Raw genomic sequence first — 21,199 nt, 5'->3', positions numbered from 1 at the left:
GGCAGTTATTCAGCCCGCTATATGCCTGCATCGATGAATGTCTCTTCAGAAAGTAACCGGCCTTCCATTTCGGTAGTCGTTCCGGTGTATGGCTGCGCTGCTGCGCTGCCGGAGCTGCACCGGCGGCTGACTGCTACCTTGGCAGCCTTTGCGGGCACCTACCAGCTTATTCTGGTGAATGACCACAGCCCCGACGGCAGTTGGGGGCAGGTGCAGGCCCTGGCCGCCGCCGACCCTCGGGTGCTGGGGCTCAGCTTCAGCCGCAATTTCGGGCAGCACGCGGCTATTACGGCGGGCCTGGACCGGGCCGCGGGTGAGTGGGTCGTCGTTATGGACTGTGACCTGCAGGATGCGCCCGAGGAAATTCCCAACCTGTACGCCTACGCCCAAAGTCAGCAGCTGGACGTGGTTTTCGGACGGCGGGCCAACCGGCAGGATACGGCCACTAAACAGTGGGCCGGCGCGGCGTTTCACCGGGTGCTGACGTGGCTTGGTGGCCCGCGGCAGGACCCGGCCACGGGCAACTTTGGCATCTTCCATCAACGGGTGGTAGCGGCGCTAGGGCTCATGCGCGAACCTACGCGGGCATTTCCCCTGCAGGTACGCTGGCTTGGGTTTCGGCAGGGGGCTCTGGATGTAGAGCATGCCGCACGCACCCATGGCCAAAGCAGCTACCGCGTCGGCCAGCTGATCCGGCTGGCGTTCGGCGTCGTGCTGGCCTACAGTGACAAGCCGCTGCGGCTCCTCGTGAAGCTGGGCGCCGGCCTCGTGGTGGGCGCACTGCTGGGAGCCGTTTGGCTGGCTGGCTGGCTCTGGTTTGAAAAGGATGGCACAACGTTTTGGCTGGGCGCATTGCTGCTGAGCCTGTGGCTGCTGGGCGGCCTTGTCCTGGCGGGCCTGGGCATCGTGGGGCTGTACGTGAGCCGGGTTTTCGACGGCGTCAAGAACCGCCCCCTGTATGTGGTGCGGGAGGAAACCGGGGATGCCTCCGGGGCCCTGAATAAGTGATGAATAATACAAACTATATATTTTTTTTGTTTTATATGTATCTATTTAGATTATATCTATAAAGCCCTCTAATTTAGTACCGGCAAAACACTTCTCCCCCTATCCGCTTCGCCTTTCCTTCCAATGTCTTTGCAATACAGCTCCCTAGAAAGCAACCGCTTTAACTTGCGGATTTTGCGCGGCTCCCTTACCAAGCTCGAACCCTACGAATTGCTGCGCACTATCGTGGATGAGCGGGCCGACGTGGCTATTTTTCGGCTGCCAGCCAGCCAGCAGCATCAGCTGTTTCAGCTAAGCATGCTCCCTTTTCCGGTGATAATAGCCGATACGCTCGTATCGTTCGACTGCGACCTGCGCGAGTTTCCGGCTCAGCCCCTGCGCAATACCCGCCTCGTGATTCACCACGCTACTGTGGCCGACACGGCAGTACTGGAGGAACTTGTTGACCTTAGCTTTAAAGACTACCGTACCCATTACAACAGCAACCCCTTGTTTGACCCGAAACTGGTGCTGGCCGGGTACAAAGAGTGGGCGCTAAGCTGTCTGCAGCCCGGGGACAAGCGGGTTTGCTTTTTATTCTACCTCGATGGACAGGCGGTGGCCTACGCCACAGTTGAGGTGCACGCTACCTACGGCGAGGGAATTATATTCGGTGCCCGGCCCAATGTACCCTTCAAGAACCTGTATGTTGACCTGCTTAACTATACGAAGCAGTACATGTGGGACCAAGGTCTAAAACGGGTCCGGGCCACTACTCAAATACAGAATCATGGGGTGCAGCGGGCGTGGGTGCGCATGGGCTTCGTTCCGGCCCGCTCCCATTGCACGGTGCACATCAATGCCATGCTCAACAAGCAGATGGTGGATGCTGCGCCCCCCGCGGCATCGACGCTATAAGCTCGTCAAAAATCCTTTTTTAGAGAAAAAGCGCCGACGCAACTCTTGTCCTTACCTAAAACTCAAAAGCCCCTCCGGCCATGTGGCCGGAAGGGCTTTTTTGCGAGGTTGCCAAACTGATTTGCTGTTTTTCAGGCCGTGTCAGCTGGTGAGAAAAGGCCTTTTGGTGGGCTCTGAGCAGTCCAAAAAAGTTTTGGGTAAGGACGGGGGCTTTTTCGTTTCATCAAAGCCTGCTTGCCCCTGCCAAACAGAATGAGTAGGTCTACTAGACCCTTCTCCTGACTCAACCCTGTCTTTGTCGAGCGGAATGGAATTTGGCTCCTTACTTCCGGCCTTCCTGCCCGCCCAGGTTCACCACGATACCCAGCTGGAACACCGAGTTGGAGGCCTTCAGGAATTTGCGGTGGCGCAGGCCGAAGTTGCTGCCGCTGATCAGCTGGAGCTGAATAGGCCCCACGGCCTGGATGCGGGTGAAGGTAATGGGCTCGAAAAAGATGTTATCCTCGGTTTCCTGGGCCTGGCCGTCGATGGTGAAGCGCTGCAGCTGCACGTAGCTGGCGCGCATGGCCGCCCCGTACGAAACCGGAAAGTCACGGTCGAACAGGTGCCACACTTTGCTTTCCTTCTTGCTGTAGTTGACCTGCAGAAAGTACTTCTCCAGGTTGCCTTCCAGCGTCCGGGTAGTGGCGCCTTCCACGCTTTCGGTGCGCTTGGTGTGGCCCAGGCCGTAGCCGCCGTAAAACTCAATAACGCGCCGGTCCTTCAGGCGGGTGAAGTAGCCCATGCCCAGCTCGCCAAAGTTGTGCTCGTTGTACTCACGGTTGGCTTTGCTGCCGAAGAACGACTGCTTCTTGTCGGCCTGCAGGAAGGAGGCACTGCCCAGCACGCCGATATGGTCGCCGAGGGCGTAGGCGCCCTGCAGGGCGGTATTGCTGCTAAAGTTGGTGTGCAGCCCCCCACTGAACTCGCCTTTCTGGGTGAGCAGGGGCGCCATGGGCGGCGGGGGAAAGTACAGGGAGGCGCAGCTGGTCAGGACCGGCACAAACGCAAGCAGAACACGGGGAACGAAACGACGCATAGGCAGCTGCCGGGAGAAATATAGGGGCTAAATGAAAGCAGACGTCCTTTAGGGAATAGCCGCCCGGCGGAGTGGCGCGTATAGCCAACACGCTAGTGGCCCCGGCTGGCCGGGCCACTGGGGTTTGTCCGCTTTCTTCGCCAATTTCTGCTTTTTATGCCTACTTCCTACGATGCGCTTATTATTGGCTCCGGTCAGGCCGGCAATCCTCTGGCCGTGGCCCTGGCCGATGCGGGCCGCCGGGTGGTGCTGGTAGAGGAAAACCACCTGGGCGGCTCCTGTATCAACTACGGCTGCTCGCCCACCAAAAACCTGCTGGCCGCCGCCGAGCGCGCCCACCAGGTGCGCACCGCCGCCGACTACGGCATCCGCGTCGGCGCCCCCGAAGTTGACTTTCCGGCCGTTATGGCGCGCAAAGAGGCCCTGGTGCAGCAATCGCGCCGGGGGGTGCGCAACAACCTGACCCAGGAACACTCCGGCATCACGGTGCTGCACGGCCACGCAGCTTTCACCGGGAAGCACTCGGTGCGCGTGACGCTGACCCAGGGCGACGAGCAGGAGCTGGAGGCCCCGCTGATTTTTATCAATACCGGCACCCGCCCCGCCATTCCCCCACTCGCGGGCCTCGACGCGGTGCCTTACCTGACCACCACCCAGCTGCTCGACCTGCCCGAGCTGCCCGAGCACCTGCTGATTCTGGGTGGGGGCTACATCGGGCTGGAGTTCGGGCAGATGTTCCGGCGCTTCGGCAGCCGCGTGACCGTCGTCGAGTCGGGCCGGCAGCTGCTGGAGCGGGAAGACGACGACGTGTGCGCCGCCATGCAGGCCACGCTGGAAGCCGACGGGGTGGAATTCGTGCTGGGCGCCAAGGCCCACCGGGTGTCGCAGAACGCGGCGGGGCAGCTTACGCTGTCGGTGCATACGGCGGCCGGGGAGCGGCGCCTGCACGGCTCCCACCTGCTGGTGGCCACCGGCCGCACGCCCAACTCCGATACGCTCGACCTGAGCAAAGCGGGCGTCAAAACCGATGAGCAAGGCTACATCCAGGTAAACGGCAGCCTGCAGACCGCCACACGCGGCGTGTACGCCCTCGGCGACGTGCACGGCGGCCCGCAGTTCACCCACATCAGCTACGACGACTACCGGGTGGTGCGCGACGCCCTGCTGCACGGCAAGCGCCGCTCGGCCAAGCAGCGCCCCTTACCCTATACCGTGTTTACCGAGCCCCAGCTGGGCCGCATCGGGCTGAACGAGGACCAGGCCCGGGAGCAGAACATTCCGTACCGCGTGGCCACCATGCCGGTGCGCACTATCGGCCGGGCCCGGGAAACGGGGCGCACCACCGGCTTCTGGAAGGTGCTGGTTGGCGACAACGACCAGGTGCTGGGCGCGGCCATCTTCTGCGCCGAAGGCGGGGAGCTGATGACCATGTTCCAACTGATTATGATGGGGCGGCTCCCGTATCCGCAGCTGCAGAACATGATTATTGCCCATCCCACTTGGGCTGAGGGGCTGAACAACGTGTTTACCAAGCTGGCCCGGCCCAACTAGCGCGCCGCGCCCCCAGCCCGTGCTTTTCCGGGCGCTGCACCCGGTTTTGGGCTTTGCCAGCCCAGCTTCCGCTATGTTTGTCTTTTGCTTTCCCCCTAGTCTCCCTGCCATGCCTGCCAAACCAGCGGAAGCTGCCCCCGAAAACTCCACCCTGCACCCGCGCAACGCCCACCAGGGCCGCTACGACTTTGGCGGGCTGGTGCAGGCGCTGCCCGCGCTGCAGCCGTTTGTGGCCCCCAACGCCTACGGCACCGAGTCGGTGGACTTCGGCGACCCGGCCGCGGTGCGCATGCTGAACCGGGCGCTGCTGAAGCAGTTCTACGGCATCGAGCACTGGGATATTCCGGCCAACTACCTCTGCCCGCCCATTCCCGGCCGGGCCGACTACGTCCACTACCTGGCCGACCTGCTGGCTTCCGTCAATGAGGGGCAGGTGCCCCGGGGCAAGGGCGTGCGGGTGCTCGACGTGGGCGTGGGCGCCAACTGCATCTACCCCATCATCGGCCACCAGCAGTACGGCTGGCACTTTGTGGGCTCCGACACCGACGCGGTGGCCCTGCGCACGGCCAAGGCCATTGTGGGGGCCAACCCGGCGCTGACCGGCAACATCGAGTTGCGCCAGCAGGCCGATTCGCGCCACATCCTGCACGGCATCGTGAAGCCCCGGGAGCAGTTCGACCTGACGCTGTGCAACCCGCCGTTCTACGCTTCGCTGGCCGAGGCCTCGGCCGACAACCGCCGCAAGCAGCATAACCTGGGCGTGAAGCACGGCACCAAGCCCGCGCCCAACCTGAACTTCGGCGGGCAGCCCGGGGAGCTGTGGTACCCCGGCGGCGAGGAAGCCTTCGTGCGCCGTATGGTGGTAGAAAGCGCCCAGATTCCGACCCAGGGCTTCTGGTTTACGTCGCTCATCTCGAAAAAAACCACGCTGCCCGGCATCTACAAGGAGCTGCAGTGGGCCAAAGCCCAGGACGTGCGCACCATCGACATGGCCCAGGGCCAGAAGAAAAGCCGCTTCGTAGCCTGGACGTTTCTGGACGCTGAGCAGCAGCTGGCGTGGCGGCAGGCCCGGTGGACCAAGGGCTGATCTGCGCCTGGTTCGCAGCCTGCACCAGTGGCTTGAACAGGTGCGGCTTGACAATCAGGCTCAGGGCTAGCACCACCCGGCTTTCCTTGATGCGCATGTACTCGAAGGGCTCTTTGGCGGCGTCGTAGCGGTACCCGGGAACGACGGTGAGGCCACAGGAAGTCTGAATCTGCAGCCAGCGCAGGGCTCCTTCCGGGTTGCCGAAACGGGCCAGCAGCATGGGCTCCGCGCGCAGCATCTGCCGCAGGCCCAGGGGCGCGCCGTTGTAGGTAAGCTGATCGAAATTCACCTGCGACAAGCGGCAGGCCGCCCCTACTGACCCCCAGCCCGACTCGGCCTGGTACACTACGGAAAGCTCCCCGAACAGCCGATGGTAGTTGCTTTGAAAATCGACCAGCTTACTGGGTCCAGCGAGAATATTTGCCTGAAAGTAGCCCCGGGCGCTGCGGGCCTGCCCGTAGCCGCCAAGCCCACTCAGGAGCCAGCGCTGGCCAAGCGGGTAGTAGCCGCCAACGCCCACCTCATACTGCCGGATGCGAAAGTAGGTGGTATCCTCCTTGTCGCGCTTCAGGCCGCCCGCGGCCCGCACCAGCAGGTAGCGTACCGGCGAATAAGTTGCCCCGGCCTCCCACCGGCCGGTCAGAAAGGTAGTACCCTGTACTTCCAGCTGGCCTTTGTCGCGCAGCTGTGGGGCTACCGGAAGCATGGGCGCGTACACGGAGCAGCTGCCCAAGGTCAGAGCCAGACCGCAACCGATGAGGCGCATATAAGAAAGCATAGTAGAATACATTTTCAGGAAGCTAAATACCGGGTTGAAAGTATCATACTATTCTCGTAAGCGGCGCGGCTATTTTCAGCCCTGACCGCCTACCAAAATCGTACTGCCTACTTCTTCCCGAGCAGCTGGGGGCGGAACACTACGCCCAGGCTGGTTATGGGCACGGGCAGCAGCAGGTGGTTGGCCTGGGAGTAGCGCCGGTCATCGGTGGTACTCTGCTCGGCCGCGCCGGCCACCGAAAGGCCCACGGTGGCTTGCAGCTGCCAGCGGTTTTGGGCATCGAGTCCGTAGCGGCCAAATACCAGGGCTTCGTGCCGCACCATGCGGCGGAGCGGTACCGGGTAAGATGCGTAATAGCTGTAGGAGACAGCTGCGTAGTCGAGCTGATCGAAGCTGATTTTGGAGAGGCGGTACACGGCCCCTACGGCACCGCGAGCACCTTCGTGGGTCAGGCTGGTCTGGCCGAACAGCTTGCCGGAGCGCATAGTGTATTCCTCCCGTGTTTGTCCTCCCCCCCAAAGCAACGTTCCCTCCACGTAGGCCCGGTGAGTGCTGGCGCGGCCGTAGCCGGCCAGGCCGGTGAGCTGCCAGCCCTTACCGAGTGGCAGATAGCCGCCCAGGCCGAGCTCTCCCTGCCGGGTGGTGTTGAAGGTTGAGTCGCCGAGCCTGGGGCGGAAGGTGCCGGCACCCGTCACCAGCACGTGGGGCAGCGGCGAGTACACCACGCTGCCTTCCACCCGCCCGCTGGCCTGCACGCTGCCGCTGATTTCGACCTGGCCCTGCCGGCTAATGGTGGAAATAGTGGGCTGCATGGGCGCATACACAGTGCAGCTGGTAGCTAATAGCGAAAGGGCCGCACAGGAGAATACTTGCGGATAAAGGTTGTGCAGGGTCATAGTAGACAGGCGAAGTAGATTGGGGTGGTTGATGAATCAAACCTACTGCAAACCCCGGCGGGCCGAAAACCAGATTCTGCTTCTCTCAGACTTCCGGCGCAGGAGCCACGACTATCTATGGAGTGCACAAAACCCTTTTTCCAGCCTGATTTGCGCGTTTTGCAACTACAAAGCTTAGACATCTGCACGCGGCCCGGAGCCCCGGTGCCAGGGCTTTTCGCAAAGCCTGGGGCCGCTTCTTTCGGCGGCCCCAGGCTATCTGCCAGGGCTTTGCCGGCCGGCGCAAGCGGCCTCATGGCTTGGCAGCAGCCCGGTAAGGAGGGCACGGGAAGACTCCGCCGGCATTTTTTGTTTCTTTGGGCGCCGGACACCACCGCATTAAGCGGGCGGCCTATACCTCGAACAAGCTATTGCTTTAACCCCACTCCATGCCCTTTCGAATCTTGCTGCTGCTACTGCTTATTCCTTCGTTAGCCATCTGCCAACCCCCAAGTCCCCGGCCCCATCCGACAGCTCAGACCAAGCTCGAGTACTTCCTGAAGCTGACCGACACGCTGCGGCTGAGAGCCAGGAACCCGGGCATGGCCATGGCCATCATCGACAACAACCAGCTGCTTTACCAAGGCGGGCTGGGCTACCGGAACCTGGACAAGCAGCTGCCGGTAACCACCAACACGCTGTTTGAAATCGGCTCCTGCACCAAGGCCTTTACCGGGGTTGTTGCCGCGCAGCTGGTGCAGGAAAAGGCGCTGGCCTGGGATGATAAGGTGGTGCAGCACCTGCCGGAGTTTAAGCTCGCCGACCCTTACGCGACGGCCAATGCCACCCTTACCGACCTGCTCACCCACCGGGTGGGCGTGTACCAGCACTATTACCTGCAGTACGGCCCCCGGTTCAGCCGCAATGAAGTGCTGAAAATGCTGCCGTTCCTGAGCTTTAATGGCACGTTCCGGGAGAAGTTCATCTACAACAACCTGCTCTATACCGCGGCCGGTATTTTGGAGGAGCGGGTGACCCACACGCCCTGGCAGGACCTGGTGAAGACCCGGATTTTCGCGCCCCTGGGCATGACCCAGTCCTTTGCCACCTTCGAGGAGTTTCAGCGCTACGGCGAGAATACGGTCAGCTACAGAAACGACGGCTACACCGTTATTCCCCCGTCCAGCATCGACGCTGCGGCCCCCGCCGGCGCTATCAGCTCCACCCTCAACGACATGACCAAATGGCTGACCATGCTGGTCAACAAGGGCACGCTCGATGGCAAGGAGTTTCTGACGCCCCGGCAGTTTGCGCACCTGACCAGCCCGCTGACGGTCCGCAATGCCGCGGAGGAAATATTCTACGGCATCGGCTGGGACATTGACGCCCGGCGCAACACCATTTACCACGACGGCCGCACGGGCGGGCAAAGCGCCCGAATCGTGCTGGCCCCGCAGAGCGGGTTTGGCATCGTCATCATGTGCAACCAGCAAACCGAGCTGCAGAACCTGTTGACCCGCTACGCCACCAACATCTTCCTCGACAACAACTACGAGAAGCTGGCCGATTTTGAGCAGTACGTTATCGACAAGAACAATCCACCCGCCGCGGCCCAGGCGCCGAAAGCCAGCTTGATTCAGGACCCGCAGGTGTTGAAAAAGGCCAGCCGGTACGTGGGCACCTACTCCCACCCGGCCTACGGCACTATCACCATCAGCAAAGCGCCTAAAAACCAGCTGGCCTTTGCCTACTATGACTTCAAAGGGCCCGTCAAGCATAACGCCGGCCTGAGCTTTACGGCGCTGACTACGCACTTCACCGGCAACGACACCTTCGACTTCCGGATTTTAGAAGGACCGGCGCAGGAAGTCACGGGCATCGAAGTGCAGTTTCCGTACTCCCAGCCGCTGGTCTTCACGAAAGCCGCTACGTTGGTATTGCCTAACTGAATTCTGCTGCTTCACCGTGGGAGCGTGTTTGGGAATTGGTGAAAACCCGTTTGCCTCATGCCCATCTGGCGTCCGCGCAGCGGAGCGGAGTCGAAGCATCTCTACCGCTTCGTTGCAATACCACTCAACGAAGCGGTAGAGGCGCTTCGTCAATTTTCTCTTCCTTTGGCCTCTCCCCCTTACCCCTTCAAGTCGCATGGGATTCTTCGACCTGTTCAAAAGCAAAGCCGCCCCGGAGCCTACCGCAACCGCCGAACCGGCCCCGGCCCCGGAGCCGTACCTCGGCGACCTGACCAAAACAAACACTATCTTTCAGTTGGTAGACGTGCCGCCTGCGGCGCGCGACGACGCCTGGCAGGATGCCTTCCTGGCCAACCTGCCCGCCGCCAGCTTCCGCTGCGGCACGCCCCAGGTCATCACCGGCCCCGATGGCTTCCCCTACTTTCAGCTGCTGCTGCCCGAGCCCAACCAGAGCTTCCAGTGCTACGTCCTCGACCGCATGAAGGACGATTTCCTGCTGCGCCTGGGCCTGGGCGTGGTCATCAATCCCGACCGGGGCCAGCCCGACTGGGTGCTCACCGCCGGCGACGTGCTCAACTATGCCCTCACCGGCGAGTTCTACACCACCGCCGAAACGCCCTTCTCGCGCCAGGCAACCGACGAAACCATCCAGGAGGACGAAGAAGTGCTGGTCGGGCAGCCTAACGAAACCCTGCTGCCCGCCGCCACCCGCATCGTGCTGCGCGACTTCCTGACCGCCCACGGCGTGCCCGACCCCAAGCTGGCCCTGCTGATGCGCCACGCCAAAACCGGCCCCGCCGTGGCGCAGGATCTGGTGTTCAACGTGGTACCCGACCTCTTCCCCGACGAAGCCACCTACCGGCAGGTGATGCAGCGCATCGGCTGGTACCTGCCCCGGCACTACTCCGTCGTCGGCATGGAGGAAAGCGCGTTGGGCGACGCTTTTGAGGCGCTGTAGAAACGAAACAGCCCCCGCAACTTCCGTCGCGGGGGCTGTTTGCATTCGTAAACCAGCCTCCTACTTCGCGTAGGCCACGGCCCGCATTTCGCGGATTACGGTAATTTTGATCTGGCCGGGGTACTGCATCTCCTTCTCGATTTTCTGCGAGATTTCGTAGCTCAGCTCCTGGGCCCGCTCGTCGGTTACGTTGTCGGCATTCACCATCACGCGCAGCTCGCGGCCGGCCTGGATGGCGTAGCACTGCAGCACGCCGTCGAAGCCCACGGCGGTTTCTTCGAGCTGCTTGAGGCGCTTGATGTAGCTTTCCATCATCTCGCGGCGGGCGCCGGGGCGGGAGCCCGAAATGGCGTCGCAGGCCTGCACGAGCGGCGAAATCATGGCCGTCATCTCGATTTCGTCGTGGTGGGCGCCGATGGCGTTGACCACGTCGGGGTGCTCCTTATACTTCTTGGCCATCTCCATGCCCAGAATGGCGTGGGGCAGCTCGGGCTCCTCGGTGCTCACCTTGCCGATGTCGTGGAGCAGGCCGGCGCGCTTGGCTTTCTTCACGTCGAGGCCCATTTCGGCGGCCATCGTGGCGCAGAGGTTGGCCACTTCGCGGCTGTGCTGGAGCAGGTTCTGCCCGTAGCTGGAACGGAAGCGCATGCGCCCCACCATCTTGATCAGCTCGGGGTGCAGGCCGTGAATACCCAGGTCGATGATGGTCCGCTCGCCGATTTCGACGATTTCCTCGTCGATGTTCTTGCGGGTCTTGGCCACGATTTCCTCGATGCGGGCCGGGTGAATACGGCCGTCCTTCACCAGCAGGTGCAGGCTCAGACGGGCTACTTCGCGGCGTACCGGGTCGAAGCCTGAGATGATGATGGCCTCAGGCGTGTCGTCGACGATGATTTCGACGCCGGTAGCCGCTTCCAGGGCGCGGATGTTGCGGCCTTCGCGGCCGATGATTTTGCCTTTTACGTCGTCCGATTCGATGTTGAAGATGGACACGCAGTTTTCGATGGCGTGCTCGGCGGCGGTGCGCTGAATAGTTTCGAGCACCACTTTCTTGGCGTCCTTGGTGGCCGAGAGCTTGGCCTGAGCTACTACGTCCTTAATGTAGCTGGAAGCCTGAATCTGGGCTTCGTTCTTGAGCGACTCCACCAGCTGCTCGCGGGCTTCGGCGGCGGTCAGGCCCGAAATGGTTTCGAGCTGGTGCTGCACCTCGGTGAGTTGGGTGCTGAGCGACTCGCGGGTGCTTTCCAGCTCATCTTCCACTTCCTGCTCGCGCTGCTGGAGCTTGGCCAGCTGGGCCTCTACTACGGTGCGGCGCTTTTCTTCCTGGGCGTCGAGCCGCTCCCGCTGCTGGGTGGAGTCGTTCTGGAGCTTTTCGCGCAGCACGTCGAGGTCCTGCTCTTTTTTCTGGATGCCTTCGAGCTGGCGCTGGGTGGTGAGGGTGAGCTGCTTGATGCTCTGCTCCTGCTCTACCACGCCCTGGCGGCGCTGGGTCAGCTCGGCGTCGAGCTCCTGCTTCTGGCGTTTGCTGTCCTGCTCAAATTCGTTTTTGAGCTGACGAAACTTGTCTTTCGACTGCTGGATCCGCTCGTCGCGGGTGCGGGTGGCCTGGGTTTCGGCCTCCTGGATGAGGAGTTGGGCGCGGGCCTGGGCGTCGGATTCGTGGTCGAGCTTGACCTTGCCGGCCAGCTGGCGCCCGACCACAATGCCGACCCCAAGGGCAAGCACGGCGGCCAGGATGATATACAAAATGTCGGGCATGAGCTATGGTTTTGGGAGGTGGGAAGAAACCATAGCACGGAAAATACTGCCGACGACGAACGAATGGCGGAGCCGATTGCCCCACCCGATTCGAGTCTGAAACGTATGCCAGCGCCCGGCCTTTTAGCCGAGCACTACTCCCGAAAGCAGCTCATCGAGGCGCGCGAGGCGTTCGGTGAGGGCCGCATCGGTGCCGTCCTTTTCCTTGCTGACCTTCAGGCCGTCAGCCATGGTGGACAAGGCAATCATGGCCAGCAGATCCTGCTTGTCCTGAATGCCGTACTGCTCGCGAAATTCCTTGATCCGCTCACCCAGCAGGCGGCCCGCCAGGCGCAGGCGTTCCTCCTCCTGCGGGGCTACCCGCATCGGGTAGTCTCGGTCGGCAATGCGGATTTTAATGGAAAGGTCGCTCATGGAGAGCAGGCGTCGTAAGGTTTGATGGTGGTTATTCCCTCAAATAGGCAAGGCACTTATCTATTTCGCGGATATATTCGTTGAGGCGAAGTTTCAGCTCGTTTGCGTTGGCAGGTTCCCCTGCTATGGTATTGACAAGTTTAGCGATATTCTCCTGATTCTGGAAATCCTTGAGCTGCCGCTCCCGGTCGCGCACGTCGGCCCGCAGCTGCTGGATGGTGGTGTTGGCATCGGCCAGGTCCTCGCGCAGGCCCTGATAGGCAGCCACTAACGACGTCACTTGTCGCTCGAGACGGTCTAGTTGGGCAAGTTGCTGGGAAGAAGCCATTGGAAAGGAAATATTTTGGAGGCTAATGTAAGACGAAGTTACGGGCTCTAGTACTTCGCCCTTAAAGTTGGGCTTTAACCTCGTGGCCGTCGAACTGTTGGCCCCATTCTATTGAACGTCATTCCGAGCATGTGGCGCATCAAGCCAGTGACCGAGGAATCTCGCGTGGCGTCGTTGCCGCAAAAAGAACGTCATGCTGAGCAAAGTCGAAGCATCTCGCGTGCAATGGTAATCAATGGCCATTGCAACGAAGCGGTAGAGATGCTTCGACTTCGCCCAGTATGACAGTTACTATTGCACGCGAGATACCTCGGCTGCGCCTCAGCATGACGTTCTACTTTCCCGGCATCAGCCGCTACCGCCGGATTACCGCGCCGGCCTGCTTCTCGAACTGCTGGATCAGGCGCTGCATCACCGCGTCGATGGCCTGCTCGGTCAGGGTCTGGGTCGGGTCCTGCAGGCTGAAGCTGACGGAGTAGGACTTCTTGCCCGCGCCCAGGTTTTCGCCCTCATACACGTCGAACACGTTCAGGCTCTGCAGCAGCTTTTTCTCGGTGCGCTGGGCAATCTGGCGGAGCTGGTCGAAGGTTACGGTGCGGTCCACCACCAACGACAGGTCGCGGCGCACTTCCGGGAACTTGGACAGCTCCCGGGCCGTGAGCGTGTTCTTGTACTTCTTCGTCAGCCAGTCCCAGTCCAGCTCGGCGTACCACACCGGCTGGCTCACGTCGAGCCGCTTGAGCACGGCCGACGCCACGGCGCCGAGCTGGGCTACGGGCTGATTCTGGGCCAGCAGCGTCAGGCCACCGGCCAGATACGGATGCTCCACCGGCTGCGAGGCGGGCTGGGCGAAGCCGAGCGAAGCCAGCACCTGCTGCACCGCGCCGGCCAGCTGGTGGTAGGTAGCCTTGTCGGACTTCTGCTGCCAGGTTTCGGGGGCCGTGCTGCCGGTCAGGTAAATGACGAGCTTGTTCTTCTCCGAGTACTTGCCGTCGGCCTCGCGGTGGTAGGTTTTGCCGAACTCGTAGAGCTTCAGGTCGCGCTGGCGGCGGTTCACGTTGTAGCGAATCACCTCCAGACCCGAGTGCAGCATGGTGGGGCGCATCACGTTCAAATCGGCGCTGTTGTAGTTGAGCACCGGCACCAGCGCTTCGTTTTTCTCACCGGCTTTTTCGAAGTAGAGCGAGTTGGTCAGCGAGTTGGTGATGATTTCGGAGAAGCCCTGACCGCTGAGCAGGCGGGCCGTGTTCTGGCGCAGCACCTCGGGGTCGGGGTTCGGGAACTTGGCCAGGTACGAAGCCGCGTTGTGGGGCCGCAAAGCCACGTGGTTGTAGCCGTAGATGCGCAGAATTTCCTCAATCACGTCGGCCTCCCGGGTCACGTCCACCTTGTGCGGAGGCACGCTCAGGATCCACTCGGCGTGGCCGGCGGCATCCTGGGTTTCCTCCGCAATGAGGATGTCGAGGTCGGTGAGGATCTGGCGGATGCGCTCCGGGGCAATAAACTGCCCCACCAGCCGCTCGACGCGGGGCAGGCGCAGCCGCACGGCGGTGTGGCCGATAGGGGCCGGGTACTGGTCGACGATGGGCGCGGCAATGGTAGCGCCGGCTACTTCCTGGAGCAGCAGGGCGGCGCGCTTCAGGGCTACCAGAACCATATTGGGGTCGGTGCCCCGCTCGAAGCGGAAGGAGGCGTCGGTTTTGAGCTGGTGGGTCTGGGACGTCTTGCGCACGGCGGCGGGCTGGAAGTAGGCGCTTTCCAGAAACACGCGGCTGGTAGCCGCCGATACGCCGGACGTTTGGCCGCCGAATACGCCGGCCAGCGCCATGGGCGCGCCGTGGGCGTCGGCAATAACGAGGTCGGCAGCTTTCAGGGTGCGCTCCGTACCGTCGAGGGTGACGAACTTCTCGCCTTCCGCGGCCCGCTTCACAATGATTTTGCTCCCGGTAATCTGGTCGGCGTCGAAGGCGTGCAGGGGCTGGCCCAGTTCGTGGAGCACGAAGTTGGTTACGTCCACCACGTTGTTGATGGGTGACAGGCCAATGCTGCGCAGACGGCGCTGCAGCCACTCCGGCGACGGGCCCACCAGCACGTTTTCGAGCAGCAGGCCGGCGTAGCGCGGGCTGGCTTCGCGGTCCTGAATCTCGACGGCAATATTCCGCTCTGCCGTAGCCGGGGCGTGGAACTGGCTGACGTCGGGCAGCTGGCAGGGCTGGCGCAGCAGGGCGCGCAGCTCCCGGGCCACGCCGTAATGCGAGGCGGCATCGGCGCGGTTAGGCGTCAGCCCGATTTCAAACACTGAGTCGGAGCCCAGGCCGAAGTAGTCGGCGGCGGGCGTGCCGTTGGGCAAGTCGGTATCCAGCTCCATGATGCCCGCGTGGGAGGTACCCAGGCCGATTTCGTCCTCGGCGCAGATCATGCCCTCGGAGGCCGCACCCCGGATCTTAGACTTCTTGATTTTGAACGGCTCTCCCTGGGCCGGGTAGAGCTGGGCGCCTTCCAGGGCTACCACCACTTTGAGGCCGGCGCGCACGTTGGCCGCGCCGCACACAATCTGGCGGGGGGTATCGTCGCCCACATCCACGGTGGTCAGGCTGAGCTTGTCGGCGTCGGGGTGCTTTTCGCAGGTCAGCACCGTGCCCAGCACCAGGCCGCGCAGGCCGCCGGGGATGCTTTCGAGCTCCTCAATGCCTTCCACCTCCAGCCCCGAGCCGGTGAGCAGCTTGCCGATTTCCACGGCGGGTTGGTCGGTGGGAATAAGCGTGCGGAGCCAGTCGAAGGATATTTTCATCAGTTGTATCAGTTTCCAGTTGCGGGTTGCCGGTTGACGGTTACATCAGCTGCGCGAACTGGCAACGGGTAACTCGCAACGGGCAACAGAATCAGGGCAAAGGTAGGGATTCGGGCGGGCGGCAAAAACGGCGGCGTGGTACCCAGCTCATCAGGCCGTTGTTCCGGACCTGCGAGGAATCTCGCGGGCTTCGTTGTATTGCTAAATTCAACGTCCGCCCGCGAGATGCTTCGGCTGCGCCTCTGCATGACGGCCTTTTTCGGCTGATGTCACCCTAATCTAATGGTTGTGGCCGGTGTGGTCGATTTCGGGGAAGCTCTTTTCTCCGGCTCTGACTTCGACGGCCAGCCGGTTTTCCGTGGGCGGCACGGGGCAGGCAAAGCCGGCGCCGTAGGCGCAGTAGGGGCTGTAAGCCTGGTTGAAGTCGAGCGTTATTTCTCCCTGGCCTTCCTGGGGCGGAGTCACGTCGAGGTAGCGCCCCCCGCCGTAGGTGGCAAAGCCGTTGGTTTTGTCGGTGAAGGGAATGAAGAGCTTGCCGTCCTTGTCGTCGAGCTTGAGCAGCACGGTGAGCTGCTGCGGGGCGTTGCCCAGCTCAAACGTAACCCGGCCCCAGCGCAGGTACGACTCGGTTTTGCCGTCGGTAAGCGGAATCTCCACCGTTTCGCCCTTGGTGGAGCGCTCCAGCCGGGCATCCACGGCGTAATCCTTTTCGGGCAGGAAGTAGCGCAGGCTGTCGAACTGGTCGCGCTGCTCGGCGGTGAGGGGCGAGTTTTTGGCCCGGCGGAAGGAGTCGTTTTTCTCCTTCCGGATTTTGTTGATGCCGGCGGCGAACTGGTCGTTGCCCAGCACGAGGTCTTGCAGGAAGTAGCCGAAAATAGCCAGCAGGCCAACGGCCAGGAGCAGCTTGGGGTTGATGCGCATAAGCACAAAGGTACTTCAGTTACCAGTTGCGTGTTACCAGTTGCCAGTTCGTTCTTCTGGCCGACTTCAACCGGCAACACGCAACCGATAACCGGCAACTCACAGGATTCCCTCGTCGGCGAAGCTGTAGTAGCCCAGGTCGGTGTAAATCAGGTGGTCGAGAATGGGCAGATCCAGAAACTGGCCGCCATCCTTGAGCTTGCGGGTGAGGGCAATGTCGGCGGCCGAAGGGCTGCGGTTGCCGCTGGGGTGGTTGTGCACCAGAATCACGCTGCTGGCCAGCTGCTCCAGGGCTTCCTTGAAAATCAGCTTGGGGTCGGCCACGGTCCCGGCCACGCCCCCGCTGCTGATGCTGGCTTTGCGCATCACCACGTTGGCGCGATTGAGCAGAATCACCCAGAACTCCTCGTGGGGCAGATCCTGCAGGTGGGGCCGCACCAGCTCGTAAATATCCCGGGAGCAGGTGATGGTGACGCGGGCGGCCGCGGCGGTTTCCTTGCGGCGGCGGCCCAGCTCCAGCGCCGCCACAATGGCGATGGCCTTGGCCTCGCCAATGCCTTTATGGCGCATCAGGTCCTTGAGCGACAGACGGGCCAGCTCGTTTAAGTCATTGCCGACGGCGGCCAGAATCAGCTTGGCCACGTCCACGGCCGAGAGCCGGGCAGTGCCCGAGCCCAGCAGAATGGCCAGCAGCTCGGCGTCGGATAGGGCGGTGCGGCCCTTTTGCATCAGCTTTTCGCGGGGCCGGTCTTCCTCGGCCCAGCTTTTGATGCTGAAGCTGGCCGGCGTTTGGTAGGGCGCGGGCTTAGTGGATTCTTCGGACAGATTGTCAAACGTTTCCATCTGGTATTGGTGTTGTAGGGCGTAGCGTATAAAGTAAAGCCGGGCGGTATCCGTCTGGTAAAGTAGCCACCGGCGGTTAAAACTTGCCTCCGCCGGGGTAGTTTTTCCCTGTATTATGCAAAGAATCATCACCAGCGCGCTGTTCGTCGTGCTTTTGCTAGGCGTCGACTGGTACGTATTTCAGGCCGTGCGCACCGTCAGTCAGGGCGCCAGCGCCGCCACCCAGCGCCTGATTACGGGCGGCTACTGGTTTATCACCCTGGTTTCCCTGCTCGGCATTGCCTGGATGGCCGTGTCGCGCGGCACGCCGCCTACCGCCCTGCGCACTTACCTCACCAGCGCCATTCTGGTGCTGTTCGTCTCGAAGCTGGTGGTGGTGCTGTTTCTGCTCGTCGACGATGCCAGCCGCCTCGTGCGCTATGTCTTTGCTAAATTCAGCAACCAGCCCGCAGTGGCCGGGGCCGACGGCAGCTCGGGCATCTCGCGCAGCCAGTTTATCAGCCGGCTGGGGCTGCTGGCAGCGGCGCTGCCTTTCACTTCCCTGCTCTGGGGCATGGCCAAGGGCGCTACCGACTACCAGGTGAAGCGCGTGGTGCTCCGGTTCCCGAACCTGCCCGCTTCGTTCGAGGGCTTCAAGCTGCTGCAGATTTCGGATCTGCACACGGGCAGCTTCAACGCCAACCCCGAGCCGCTGGAGCGGGCCGTGGCCCTGATCAACAAACAAAACGCCGACCTCGTGTTCATGACCGGCGACCTGGTCAACAACATTGCCACCGAGGTGGAGCCCCACATTGCCACGCTGGCCAAGATTGAGTCCCGGCACCCGATCTACTCTATCCTCGGCAACCACGACTACGCCGACTACGTGGACTGGAGCGAGCAGGGCGGCGCATCGGCCAAGGCGGCCAACCTGGACCGCCTCAAGCAGAACCACGCCAAAATCGGCTGGCAGCTGCTGCTCGACGAAAGCCACACCATTGAGCGCAACGGCGAGAAGATAGCAGTACTGGGCGTGCAGAACTGGGGCGCCCAGATGCGCTTTCCCAAGTACGGCAACCTGGCCCAGGCCCACGCCGGCAGCGGCGACGCGGCCTTCAAAATCCTGCTTTCCCACGACCCCTCGCACTGGGAGGCCCAGGTGCTCGAATACCCGGATATCGACCTTACCCTGTCGGGCCACACCCACGGCATGCAGTTTGGCGTGAACCTGCCGGGCTTCAAGTGGAGCCCCGTGCAGTACGTGTACAAGCAGTGGGCGGGCCTGTATTCGCAGGGCCAGCAGCATCTGTACGTCAACACCGGGCTGGGCTTTATCGGCTACCCGGGCCGGGTGGGGTTCCTGCCGGAAATCACCGTGTTTGAGCTGCGCCGGGCGTAATTAACCCGGTCAGGACCAGCCGGTAGGGCGTGGGAGGCATGACTTTATCACGCTTAAAAAAGCCTTTCATTGTACAATGGAAGGCTTTTTTGTGCTTAGCCAAGATCAATAGGTAACCGCAGCTAAAACTGCCCCGTATATGCGGCATCATTGATTTTTGGATAATTCCTCTCTTACCCCTGCACCAACCCATGAAAACCTCCCTCCTGTTTCTCTCCTGCGCCGCCACGCTGACCATGGCTTCCTGCTCGCAGGAAAAAACCACCGACACCACCACGATGGACGGCGGTATGACCACGACAACCACGACGACCACGACCTCGCCGGCCATGTATACCGACGAGGCTTACAACAGCCGCGCCGACCGGATTTCGGCCGATATGGCCACCAACATGAAGCTCGACGACGCGATGCGCACCAAAGTGCGGACCGTGTACTACAACCGCGAGAAGCGCTTTGGCGACCTGCAAAGAAAGTATACCACCGACACGACCGGCATGGCCGCCGAAATGCGCACCGTGTACATGGACACCGACAACGAAATGAAGTCGGTGTTCACGGACCCGACGCAGTACTCGGCCTACGAGTCGAGCCGCGCCGACTACTACGAGGACAACTACATGGACGCCAGCGCCATGTCGTCGGATTCGAGCGGTATGAGCTCGTCGTCGAGCATGGGCTCTTCCGACCAGATGAGCAATTCGGACAACTCGGCCATGGCCAGCGGCACCGACGTGACCAAGATGAAAGCCAAAGCCGATGACGGCAGCAAAATCAAGATAAAAGACAACGGCAAAGTGAAAGTAAAAGACGCCGAAGGAAATAAGACCAAGACCGAGTAGTCTGCCTGATAGTCGCCGCCGACCCGATAAAAAGCCTGCCTCCGCCCGGAGGCAGGCTTTTTTGCACCCCCAAGGGGCCGGGTAACCGGCAGCCAACCTCCACCGTATAGCGGGCATTGCCGGAATGCTATATCCGGCCGCACCCATTTCCCTTTTTTCTCTGATCTGATGAAAAACACGCATTTGATGCTGCTGAGCGCCGTTGCCGGAGTTCTTTCCTTGGCTTCCTGCAACGCCGACAAAACCGCCGACACCACGGCCGCCACCACTCCTACCACCGGCGACACGGCCGTGGTGGTGAGCAACGACGAATACCAGGACCGCGCCAACCGGATTACCGACCGTATGGCCAGCGACCTGGACCTGACCGACTCGGTGGTCGTGACCAAGGTGCGGACCGTGTACTACACCCGCGCCCGCCGCCTCGCCGACCTCGACCGGCAGTACGCCACCGACACGGCCGGCCGCTACGCCGCCGCCCGCGCCGCCAACGTGGAAGCCGACAACAGCCTGCGCACGGCCCTGAACAGCCCCGACCAGTACCGCATGTACGAATCCAACCGCGTCAACTACGCGGATGAGCGGTACGTGAGCGGCGACCCGGAGCCCGTGGTCGTAACGGCCCCCACCACCGCCAACAGCGGCACGACGGTTCGCCGCGCCGCGCCGCGCAAGGCCATCAAGAAGCTGGAAAACGACGATGATGACCGCAAAGTGAAATATGTGGACGGCTCGAAGCGCAAAGTCAGCAAGGACGGCGACATCAAGATCAAGCGGGCCGATGGCAGCAAGGTCAAAATTGACGCCGACGGCGAGCGGACGGTAAAGTCCTTCTAGGCTGCACCATTTCCGGGCCTTCCCAGTTTAAAGAGCCTGCACCTGCAACGGTGCGGGCTTTTTTTGGCTCCGTAGTTAGCTACCTTGCGGGCGGTGGCGTGTTCGTATCCTCAATGCTTGGTCTGGTTCCTTTCGTGCGGCGTAGCTGTTCTTCCTTTCTTCTGGTGCTGCTGGCCCTGGTGCTGCTGTCGACGGCAGCTTCGGCCCAGGTCCGCGTGACGGGCACTGTTTCGACGCTGGCGGGCCGCCAGCCCATTCCGGGCGCCGCCGTCCTGATTCAGGGCACCAGCCGGGGCACGGTAGCCAACAACGAGGGCGACTTTGCCATCGACGTGGCCAACACCGATACGCTGATGTTCCGGGCCGTGGGCTTCAAGCCCCAGCGCCTGCCGCTCGGTCGCACCGGCCTCTCCCAGATCATTGTGCAGATCTACATGGTGCGCGACAGTATTCAGCTGGGGGAAGTGCGGATTCAGTCGGGCCGCCCCGACCGGGTGGAAATAAACCGGGCCCTGCGCAATGTGCGCCGCCCGGCGCCCTCCACCAACGTGGTGCGGCGCGCGGCGCCCCCGAAGCCGCTGTTCCCGATTGACACCATTGCCCCGAAAGCACCCGTCCCAACCCTGGCAAGCCCCATCAGCCTGATTTACGACCAGTTTTCCCGGGCCGGCCAGGAGCGGCGCAAGATGGAAGCCATTCAGGCCGAGCAACGGGCGCTGGAAGCCGAGAAGGCCCGCCGGAAGTACAACCGCAACTTCAAGGATAACCGCGGCTACGAGTGATGGGAAGGTGAGCAGACCGGGTCAAGGCGCAGCTTTTCTAACTACCACCTGCAGAACGGCTTGCTCACCTAATTACCTGGTTACTCAATCTGCCCGGCGTGCT

18 protein-coding genes are annotated in these 21,199 nt (G+C 62.0%); 10 read left to right on the top strand and 8 right to left on the bottom strand.

All coding sequences use genetic code 11. The annotated features are described in order from the left end of the window. Positions 1–33: 33 nt before the first annotated feature. Both ABD842_RS12310 and ABD842_RS12305 read left to right on the top strand, forming a co-directional pair. On the top strand, positions 34–1,008 hold the full coding sequence (locus ABD842_RS12310) for a glycosyltransferase family 2 protein (protein ID WP_345114165.1): 975 nt from the start codon (positions 34–36) through the stop codon (positions 1,006–1,008). A gap of 174 nt (positions 1,009–1,182) precedes the next feature. After that, positions 1,183–1,905 (top strand): GNAT family protein, encoded by a 723-nt coding sequence (locus tag ABD842_RS12305; RefSeq protein WP_345114160.1) that lies wholly within the window; start codon positions 1,183–1,185, stop codon positions 1,903–1,905. Between the two features lie 322 nt (positions 1,906–2,227). Here ABD842_RS12305 and ABD842_RS12300 read toward each other — a convergent pair whose 3' ends face one another. Next, positions 2,228–2,983 (bottom strand): hypothetical protein, encoded by a 756-nt coding sequence (locus ABD842_RS12300; protein WP_345114157.1) that lies wholly within the window; start codon positions 2,981–2,983, stop codon positions 2,228–2,230. Positions 2,984–3,139: 156 nt separating this feature from the next. On the opposite strand from ABD842_RS12300, the gene ABD842_RS12295 reads away from it, so the two are divergent. Next, positions 3,140–4,534, top strand: a complete 1,395-nt coding sequence (locus ABD842_RS12295; protein ID WP_345114154.1) for a mercuric reductase — start codon at positions 3,140–3,142, stop codon at positions 4,532–4,534. Between the two features lie 109 nt (positions 4,535–4,643). After that, positions 4,644–5,621, top strand: a complete 978-nt coding sequence (gene rlmF, locus ABD842_RS12290) for a 23S rRNA (adenine(1618)-N(6))-methyltransferase RlmF (protein WP_345114151.1) — start codon at positions 4,644–4,646, stop codon at positions 5,619–5,621. Positions 5,622–6,506: 885 nt separating this feature from the next. Here the strand turns inward: rlmF and ABD842_RS12285 are convergent. Continuing rightward, positions 6,507–7,295 carry a hypothetical protein gene (locus ABD842_RS12285; protein ID WP_345114148.1) on the bottom strand — a complete coding sequence of 263 codons (789 nt, stop codon included), beginning with the start codon at positions 7,293–7,295 and terminating at the stop codon, positions 6,507–6,509. Between the two features lie 428 nt (positions 7,296–7,723). Between ABD842_RS12285 and ABD842_RS12280 the strand changes: the two genes are divergently transcribed. Together ABD842_RS12280 and ABD842_RS12275 are read left to right on the top strand one after the other, a co-directional pair. Continuing rightward, the gene (locus ABD842_RS12280; protein ID WP_345114145.1) at positions 7,724–9,223 is read left to right on the top strand and encodes a serine hydrolase; all 1,500 of its coding nucleotides are present in this window, start codon (positions 7,724–7,726) and stop codon (positions 9,221–9,223) included. Between the two features lie 196 nt (positions 9,224–9,419). Further along, positions 9,420–10,202 (top strand): hypothetical protein, encoded by a 783-nt coding sequence (locus ABD842_RS12275; RefSeq protein WP_345114142.1) that lies wholly within the window; start codon positions 9,420–9,422, stop codon positions 10,200–10,202. A 60-nt stretch (positions 10,203–10,262) separates the two neighbouring features. Here ABD842_RS12275 and rny read toward each other — a convergent pair whose 3' ends face one another. The 6 genes from rny to radC all read right to left on the bottom strand — a co-directional run bounded on the left by rny (position 10,263) and on the right by radC (position 17,257). Further along, positions 10,263–11,960, bottom strand: coding sequence for a ribonuclease Y (gene rny / locus ABD842_RS12270; RefSeq protein WP_345114139.1), 1,698 nt, complete (start codon positions 11,958–11,960; stop codon positions 10,263–10,265). A gap of 123 nt (positions 11,961–12,083) precedes the next feature. Beyond that, a complete protein-coding gene (locus ABD842_RS12265; RefSeq protein ID WP_345114136.1) occupies positions 12,084–12,374 on the bottom strand; it encodes a cell division protein ZapA in 291 nt (96 codons plus the stop codon). A 31-nt stretch (positions 12,375–12,405) separates the two neighbouring features. Beyond that, positions 12,406–12,702, bottom strand: a complete 297-nt coding sequence (locus ABD842_RS12260; protein ID WP_073109464.1) for a hypothetical protein — start codon at positions 12,700–12,702, stop codon at positions 12,406–12,408. A 355-nt stretch (positions 12,703–13,057) separates the two neighbouring features. Then, positions 13,058–15,493 (bottom strand): phenylalanine--tRNA ligase subunit beta, encoded by a 2,436-nt coding sequence (pheT, locus tag ABD842_RS12255; RefSeq protein WP_345114129.1) that lies wholly within the window; start codon positions 15,491–15,493, stop codon positions 13,058–13,060. Between the two features lie 279 nt (positions 15,494–15,772). Continuing rightward, positions 15,773–16,414: a DUF1684 domain-containing protein gene (locus ABD842_RS12250; RefSeq protein WP_345114127.1), complete on the bottom strand. Its 642-nt coding sequence runs from the start codon at positions 16,412–16,414 to the stop codon at positions 15,773–15,775. Between the two features lie 99 nt (positions 16,415–16,513). After that, on the bottom strand, positions 16,514–17,257 hold the full coding sequence (gene radC, locus ABD842_RS12245) for a RadC family protein (protein WP_345114124.1): 744 nt from the start codon (positions 17,255–17,257) through the stop codon (positions 16,514–16,516). A gap of 115 nt (positions 17,258–17,372) precedes the next feature. Here radC and ABD842_RS12240 point away from each other — a divergent pair, with 115 nt between their 5' ends. The 4 genes from ABD842_RS12240 (at position 17,373) to ABD842_RS12225 (ending at position 21,096) form a co-directional block, all read left to right on the top strand. After that, on the top strand, positions 17,373–18,635 hold the full coding sequence (locus ABD842_RS12240) for a metallophosphoesterase (RefSeq protein ID WP_345114122.1): 1,263 nt from the start codon (positions 17,373–17,375) through the stop codon (positions 18,633–18,635). A gap of 191 nt (positions 18,636–18,826) precedes the next feature. Beyond that, positions 18,827–19,477 carry a hypothetical protein gene (locus ABD842_RS12235; RefSeq protein ID WP_345114119.1) on the top strand — a complete coding sequence of 217 codons (651 nt, stop codon included), beginning with the start codon at positions 18,827–18,829 and terminating at the stop codon, positions 19,475–19,477. A gap of 168 nt (positions 19,478–19,645) precedes the next feature. Beyond that, complete coding sequence (locus tag ABD842_RS12230) at positions 19,646–20,314, top strand: hypothetical protein (RefSeq protein WP_345114116.1); 669 nt, start codon at positions 19,646–19,648, stop codon at positions 20,312–20,314. 113 nt (positions 20,315–20,427) lie between these two features. Beyond that, a complete protein-coding gene (locus ABD842_RS12225; protein WP_345114113.1) occupies positions 20,428–21,096 on the top strand; it encodes a carboxypeptidase-like regulatory domain-containing protein in 669 nt (222 codons plus the stop codon). The last annotated feature ends 103 nt before the right edge of the window (positions 21,097–21,199 follow it).

Source organism: Hymenobacter algoricola, assembly GCF_039539525.1.
Classification (GTDB): Bacteria; Bacteroidota; Bacteroidia; order Cytophagales; family Hymenobacteraceae; genus Hymenobacter; species Hymenobacter algoricola.
This window is presented reverse-complemented; position numbering and strand designations above follow the sequence as displayed.